Consider the following 7,343-nt stretch of genomic DNA (forward strand, 5'->3'; position numbering starts at 1 on the left):
TCTGCCCGCGATACTCCCGCACCGCCCGCTGCCGATTCCCCACACCCATCACAAACCCCCAGCTCACGAAGGCGTTGCGACGACCGATTGAATCCGCCCAGTACACATCAGCTGAATTCCACGACAAAATAAGTGAGTTGACCCTGCGGCAAAGCTGCGGACGCACCGGATCCTGCTTCGACAACGCCGTCGCGGAAAGCTTCTGGGCGCTACTCAAAGAAGAGATCGGCACCCGCGTCTGGCCCGACCGGGTCACTGCCCGCGCCGAGGTCTTCACCTTCATCGAGACCTTCTACAACCGCCGTCGCCTGCGCAAGCACAAGATCTTCGGCTACCTCACCCCAGCCGAGACCAGGCAATGGCATCAGCACGCCCTCGCGGCGTAGACATCGAGTGTCCAAGAACACGGGGCAACTTCACCAGGCCATTTCACCCCAGCACAAGATGAAAGAGGTCCAGGGAGGTGGCGATGGTGGAGCGACCCGATCACCTTGCCGGTCGCGACCTCGAGTGGGGCGAAGAGGGGGTGGTGCGGGCGTAGTCGTGCGTGACCCGCTCGGGAACCCGGGCATCATCGACAACACCGGCTGAGCGCGGTCCAGCGCCTGGATCTGCGACTTCTCGTTCATGCAGAAGACCAGCGCCCGTTCGGGCGGGTCCAGTTAGAGATCGACGACGTCGTGGACCTTTCCACGAAATACGGATCCGTCGACACCCCGCCCACGCGCCGGGGCACGCACCATGCGTGGCGACCGGCGCAGGTGGCTGATCCATGCGTTGCCGCACCCCGAAGATGTTGACCAGGCCGACAGGGAGCACGGTCATTTTTGATCGCCGAAGTCGTACCTACCCCATCGCCCAGAGTCGGATGTCGCCATCCGCCCGAGATGTATCCGTCCCGAGCGGTGAACGGTTTTCTTCTGGGCAGGGAGAGGAAGCCTCAGCGTCGCCCGGGGCTGTCTGCGCGTCCTGAGGAAATCCAGTCCACGAAACGCAGACGATATGTCTTGGGGCGTTTCAAAGCGCCATATCGCTATTCAACTCACGGCTGCCATACGCACCTTCAGATCCTGCGCACACCAGCAGTGAGGTCAGACGGTTTCCGAGTGAACGGTACTCTGACCAGGGGACTTCGTCCGCAATCTGGAGGCCCTGTAGCGGGAGGATGATCTCTTCGAGGGCAACCGCAGCGCTGAGCCGGACAAGGTGCGATACCAGACCTGAGTACGGATTGGCTGTGAAACTAAGGTGCTGGCTAACGGTTCTGTCGAATGAGTAGAGATCGGGGCGGACAAAGACAGCCGGATCACGGTTGGCAATACCCTGTACGAGCATGACTACTTCGCCAGCCGACAGTCGAAGGTTGCCCAGTTCGATATCTTGTCGTGCTACACGGGGAACCAAGAACTCCGGGCCGTCGAACCGCAGGGTCTCCTCGATTGCTGCAGAGATTTGGCGTCGATCACGGCGTAGCCGGGACAGTTGGTGCGGGCGGTGCATGAGAATTGACAGACCTGAAGTCAAGACTGCTGATATCGCCTCAACAGCCGCATGCGTGGCCGTCACGATCGCCATGGCCAGGGATTGAACCTCATGATCATCCTTGCCCCCGACGTGGGAACGGCAGAGACTCATGGCATTGTCCGCTGTGTGTGGTTCGCGTGTCAGCAGAGCATCCTGGACATAGCGCGTAATCCGCTCTGTGCTGACTTGAGCCTGGAATGCTGCCAGCGTCCCCTGAATACCCGCCTGGTGCGGTATTGAGAGATCCTGCACCCAGCCAGCCAGATCCTCGTAGGTCTCGCGGGGCAGGCCGATGAACTTGGCTACGACCTCCAAGGCAAACGGGACTGCAAACTCGCCTTGCAAATCACCGCCGCCGTTCAGCTGGATTCTGGATGCAAGTTGGCGGGCCACCGTTCTGATGCAGGGCTCTTCCACCTGCATCAGGCGTTGTGAGAATGCAGGGCGCAGCATCCGACTGTGGCCGTAGGGGTCGTCCTGGCTCAGGAGGTTCGCCCACCGACCCGAGGAGACTGCAAGGCTGGCTTCAGTGAGGGTGTTGCCGGTCGGTAGATTTTTTGCTGAGGCGACCGCAAGCCGTTCATCCCGCAGGAACGTGGCCACATCGGCGTGGCGAACAACCAGCCAGCAGCCCAGCTCCGCGTCGTAGTGGACTGGCTCGGACTGCAATAGCCGGCGCACCAGGGGATGCAAATCGATGCTCGGCTCCGTGCGGCGGAGCCGGGCCGATGACGATACAACCATCGCTTCCTCCGGCACGTAATTTGATGGGGCCAGTTCAGCATTCATGATCTCGGTCGAGCGCGCCTGAGTATCAAGTACTTGCTTATGAAGCATGTGATCGACACAGCCGCCTCATGCTGTGCGCAAAGGCGCATGGAGTTGCATCAATGCTGGCGGCGATCAACACGCTACAGGTGGACAATTCCGAACTCGGCGACACATGTGATTCCTCTGACACGTGCCCACCCTTCACCTTGTGGGGGCCGGTACGGTAAGCCGAGGGGTCTCGTCGTGTACGTGGGTGGCCTGGGTATGCAGGGCAGCGCCGTGGAAGTGGTAGTGGTGGGCGCAGAAGAGGAGTTCCCGACCATGCGTGAGTGTCGCACGGACGTACGCCTGCGCAACGCAACGATCGCAGCGGTCCTGAGCGGTGATGGGGCGTGAAGGAATCGTGGGCATGGTGATGGGCTCCTCTGGAACGCTGTGAACGGTCGGGGAAGGAGGCAGGACTGGGTTGCTGCACCAGTCCCTGGCTAGAGGTTGACGCCGAGCGTACGCAGGTATGCGAGGGGGTCCATGTGGGCGTCGTAGTTGTTGCTGGTGCGGGCCTCGAAGTGGAGGTGAGGACCAGTGGAATTTCCAGTGCTGCCGGAAACACCAATCTGCTGACCCGCAGTGACCTGTTGTCCAGGAGCGGTGGTTGCCGTGGAGAGGTGTGCGTAGAGGGTGTACATGCCGTCATCGTGGCGGACGACAACGGCATTACCGTATGCACCTTGCCATCCGGCCGAGACGATGGTGCCCGAGGCGACCGAGTTAACAGGTGTGCCTGTAGGTACAGCGAAGTCGACGCCCGTGTGGAATCCGGCTGCCCAGGCCCCGGGTTGCCCATATGCCGTCGTGATGACAGCGCCATCGACGGGGGCTGCGCCCCGACTGGTTTCCGTAGCCTCGGCCGAGACCTGTGCGAGGGCGGTCTGTGTCGGCGTGTTGGTGGATGACGCGGGTGAGTTGTCAGGGGCTGAAGTCGCTGACTCAACAAGGGGGTCAGTGCCTGACAGCCCAGCTTTGATAGAGCAGGTGGGCCACGCGCCAGGGCCCTGAGAGGCCAGGACCTTCTCAGCGATGGCGATCTGCTGTTCTCTGGTGGCCAGATGAGCGTTCGCTGCGTACTCGAGGCCGCCGAATCCGGCCCATGTATCGGCTGTGAACTGTAGTCCTCCGTAGAAGCCGTTGCCGGTATCAATCGCCCAGTTGCCGCTACTTTCACACATAGCGACTTGGTCCCAGACTGCGGATGAGTTAGCTGAGGCCAGCGGCGCCGCGATCACCAGGGCCAGCGAGCCAGCAGCAGTAGAAAGGAGTCCACCTAGGAGATTCCTGAGCGAGAAGGGACGGCAAGGGACGTAGGGGTACCTCACGAAGGGCGCTCCTTGAATAGCGGATGAGGGAAAGGCCGTTGGTGGTAAGGGAGAACCGGCGTCAGCGGCCGTGGGGGATGACCTGGAACCGTTGGGACGCGGCTTGGAGCTCTAATTGGAGAAGCCGTTGATGGGGCGACCGCGGGTGCTGACTGGCAGGCATTGAGCGGGATCTTTTTCGTGCTCCCACCGGGACCTAGTGGGAGCACGTGCCCCAGGAACTTGGTTTCGGGTCCGTATGACGTACTGGCGGCGCCTGGCCGCGTGGAACGAGGCTGGCGCGTGGGACAGACTTCAGGCCGTCCTGTTACTCAGGTCCCAGATCAACTGACGCATAGCACGTTCTTCGGGCACGGAGTAAGAACGCTCCAGCACGTTGAGAAACAGGATGCTCGTCGTGCGGACACTGAACCCACAGGGGCAGGCCCGGGGGTCGGGCGCGGAGCAGTTAGGCATGGCGGCCCACTCTCTCGGTGAGGGATGAAGAGCGAGGAGATACGTCGACACAGGCGTGAATCGTGCACAACTCTTGCTGCCACTCATCCTGTTGAACACAAATACGCTGGGTGGCTTGCGGCGCGATACCTCTTGCAGTGAGGAAACCTGCCTGCACCGCGCACTTCGCGCTGTAGTTGCACCTGATCTTCATGCGAGCGACCACTCCTCGGGAGAAGCCCGACAGGGAGGGAAGGGTTCTCCTTACCCAGCACACCGTCAGGCGCAGCACCGAACATGAGTAAGCGCTACTTGTTGTGTGGCGATCACTACATCCGGCATCCCCGGCCCGCGGCGCGACAGCGGCACGCTCTCCAGCGGAGCACGGGGTACATCCAAACAGGCGTCACGCCGTTTGTCTGGTCGTTGGGCTCCTAGGGCCGACAACTCGGATCGCACGCCCACCCGCCCTGTCAATGCACCCCAGGGGCACGCGATGTGCGGTGGTTTCGGACCGTGACCTGCCATTGCTGCTACCCAGACAGGCTCGTGCCCTGGCAGCGCAGCGCGGAGGGCGTGGCCAATCCAGGGCGCCATCGGCGCAGGGCGGCTTGCGAGTGAGGCAGCGGCTACGGGTGGCGTACCTCCCAGGCAGAGCGTTCGAGCAGTTACTACTCACTACAAGGCCCCGTACGGGCGCTTGAATCACCACTAGTGAAAATTGTTACGGAGGGATCAAAGATGGGGTTGCAGGGGTTTGATCTACTGCGTCGCGCAGTTTCTGAAATTCAAGCCGGGCGTGTCGACTGTGCGAGTTCGCACCTTGAGGAGTTGGTATCCGGTCTCGACCCCGTGGAGCAGCCAGGTGATTTGCTGCACCTGATGTATGCGTCTGCGCTGGGACGTTACATTGGAAACGATAATAATGTCGAAATTAATCTCTATCTAAGGAATTACGGGCAGCTTCACATTGACTTGTTTAATTTGGTGGGTAGCCGGCTTCCGGTTGCCTTCCTGGCGGGTCATATCGCAAACGGCATATTGGTGAAACAGTTGCAGAACACCCAGGAGGCAACTGTTTTGTCGTTTGGTATGGGTACCGGCCGGCAGGAGGTGGCGCTAGTGAGGGAACTCGCGGCGAGCCCTGCCCCACCCGATCGGCTTGTCGTTGTGGGGGTAGATCCGGCCGGCGACAGCCTTCAGCAAGCTAGGGTTGCACTGGACGAGGTGGCCAGACAACTTGGCATCGCTATCGAATTCCACTCCCTGGTGACGACGGCTGAAGATATGAGTCCGAGCCACTGGGCAATGCTACGGAATATGCCGCACCCTTTGGCGGTGAACGCAGCCTTCGCTCTTCATCACATCCAGGAGCTTTCTCCGAATGAGAATGCGCGTGACGATTTCCTTCTGCGATTGCGTGAACTCAAGCCGGCCTGTCTGGTGATGTGTGAACCCGATTCGGAGCACCATAGGCGATCGCTAGAAGATCGATTCTTTGCCTCATGGAATCACTTCCATGCGGTTTTTGGTATGGTGGATTCCCTGAACCTTGATCAATCCGAGACGGTGGCGATAAAGACATTCTTTGGGCGTGAAATTGACGACATTGTGGGCACGGCAAGCGATGACGCGCGATTTGAGCGGCATGAATCGACACAGGCATGGTGTGAGCGCCTCGTGCGATCCGGCTATCGCCTGGAAGATATAGAGTTCCGCCCAACCGCTTCGTATCCCGGACTGTCGATCATCACTGAGCCCGGCTGTGTAAGGATGGGATTTCGGACGGATCCCATCCTATCCGTTATCTGTGCGACAACGTGAAGGAGCAGTCTGCCACGGCAGCGGACGGTCACGGCTGACCGGCGGCGTTGGCAGGCACGGCTGAGCGGGTCTACACCTCTCACTTGAGTAGAGGTTACTCAAGTGAGAGGTGTGAAAGCGGGGGACAGTAGCGGAGTCAGAGAAACTTTCGTCGGGGCTTGCGAGACCGAGTGAAATAGGACCGCTCGGCATGTGGTCTTTGCTCCTGCTTCGTGTCTCATCGCTTACCGGCTAATACTTGAAGATCAGGCGCTGACGAAACTCGAACCCTCTCTGCCTACCGAGCCAACGGCCCGCCCATCGCGGCGGCTTTGAGCGGGCCCTGCGGAGGGGTGGGATTCCAGGTCAAACGGCAGCTGGAATCCCACCCCGACTTCGAACCACGTAAATGCCATCAGGATAAATCGGTCTGTAATCAGCAGGAACTCATGAGTTGAGGGATTCTGTGCAAATCGGTCCTGATGGTCGGCTACTGCCGGTTCCGCATTCACCGGACCCCGAACCGGTGAACGCGGAACCGATTGCGGCAAGGCGAGACTTGGCGCAACGACTCGAGTCAATCCTATTTATTCCTGCCGAAACTGAGTGAAGCGTGCTCAAGTGGGGACGCCACCTGGGTGCCGAGGATAGGCCTCGTCGGAACGGCAAGGGCATTGTCTGCAAAATTTTCCGCCAGAGGAGCAACTATCCCAACATAGAGCTACCGCGAGGCAGGGTGGAACTGATCATGGAGTATATAAATCACGTTGGCGCTGCCGATGTGCGGCTGGCCCAAGAGCCGTGGCAGATCCATGCTGCTTGCGCCAAACCCGATGTGGATCCGCGGGTTTTCTACCCTCACGAAGTCGGTAGACGCCGTTGGTTTGATGTAGCCAAGCGGGTATGCGCCCGCTGCCCGGTGAGGCGAGAGTGTCTGGAAGTTGCACTCGATCGACGAGAAGCTGGGGTGTGGGGAGGGCTGACGGCCAGCGAGCGCTACAGAATGCGTCAGGTTAAGGATCGCTCTGTCCCGGCCCGATGAATACCCGGGCGCGGATAGCAACCGAAGCCGAGCAGGAGACTGCGAACTGGGCCGATGGGCTCTTCACTCGCCTTACCATGTTCGGACCTCCGAGGAACAGTCGAGTAGTCCCGCAGTGAACCTCTTTCATCCTGGATAGCCGCAGGTCAGCAAGGTGTGTACGGCCTGGACGATGGTGCCGATGCGGCGGGTGGAGCATCGGGCTCGTCGGAGGATTCGCCAGGATTTCAGCTGTGCGACAGCGCGTTCGCCGGGGGCTCGGAGTCTGGCGTGGTCGCGGTTGAACTGCTGGTAGTGCTTGGGCTGTTCGCGGTGGTGGTAGGACGGGGTGCGGACGGTGGCGCCGGCGTCCTGGTAGGTGCGGTCCGCGAGGACGAGGATCTGTCGGGTCAGGC

The 7,343-nt window shown here is 60.5% G+C and carries 7 protein-coding genes and 1 pseudogene; 3 read left to right on the plus strand and 5 right to left on the minus strand.

The features are described from left to right. On the plus strand, positions 1–386 hold a 386-nt coding region (locus ACFWUY_RS39980), incomplete at its 5' end, for an integrase core domain-containing protein (RefSeq protein ID WP_384121627.1). Positions 387–463: 77 nt separating this feature from the next. On the opposite strand, the pseudogene ACFWUY_RS39985 reads toward ACFWUY_RS39980, so the two are convergent. The 4 genes and pseudogenes from ACFWUY_RS39985 to ACFWUY_RS40000 all read right to left on the minus strand — a co-directional run. Continuing rightward, positions 464–715 (minus strand): annotated as a pseudogene (locus ACFWUY_RS39985) (IS630 family transposase); the annotation flags it as partial. 302 nt (positions 716–1,017) lie between these two features. Beyond that, a complete protein-coding gene (locus ACFWUY_RS39990; protein ID WP_384121630.1) occupies positions 1,018–2,361 on the minus strand; it encodes a cytochrome P450 in 1,344 nt (447 codons plus the stop codon). Positions 2,362–2,496: 135 nt separating this feature from the next. After that, positions 2,497–2,712: a hypothetical protein gene (locus ACFWUY_RS39995; protein WP_384121638.1), complete on the minus strand. Its 216-nt coding sequence runs from the start codon at positions 2,710–2,712 to the stop codon at positions 2,497–2,499. A gap of 68 nt (positions 2,713–2,780) precedes the next feature. Next, positions 2,781–3,668 (minus strand): peptidoglycan DD-metalloendopeptidase family protein, encoded by an 888-nt coding sequence (locus ACFWUY_RS40000; protein ID WP_384121632.1) that lies wholly within the window; start codon positions 3,666–3,668, stop codon positions 2,781–2,783. A 1,176-nt stretch (positions 3,669–4,844) separates the two neighbouring features. Between ACFWUY_RS40000 and ACFWUY_RS40005 the strand changes: the two genes are divergently transcribed. Both ACFWUY_RS40005 and ACFWUY_RS40010 read left to right on the plus strand, forming a co-directional pair. Continuing rightward, positions 4,845–5,927, plus strand: coding sequence for a GRAS family protein (locus ACFWUY_RS40005; protein ID WP_384121634.1), 1,083 nt, complete (start codon positions 4,845–4,847; stop codon positions 5,925–5,927). A gap of 727 nt (positions 5,928–6,654) precedes the next feature. Continuing rightward, the gene (locus ACFWUY_RS40010; protein ID WP_384121640.1) at positions 6,655–6,948 is read left to right on the plus strand and encodes a WhiB family transcriptional regulator; all 294 of its coding nucleotides are present in this window, start codon (positions 6,655–6,657) and stop codon (positions 6,946–6,948) included. A gap of 126 nt (positions 6,949–7,074) precedes the next feature. Here ACFWUY_RS40010 and ACFWUY_RS40015 read toward each other — a convergent pair. Continuing rightward, positions 7,075–7,343, minus strand: a 269-nt coding sequence (locus ACFWUY_RS40015; protein ID WP_384121636.1) for a transposase family protein, incomplete at its 5' end; no start/stop codon positions are given.

Origin of the sequence: Streptomyces sp. NPDC058664 (assembly GCF_042716635.1) — a bacterium.
Taxonomy (GTDB): Bacteria; Actinomycetota; Actinomycetes; order Streptomycetales; family Streptomycetaceae; genus Streptomyces.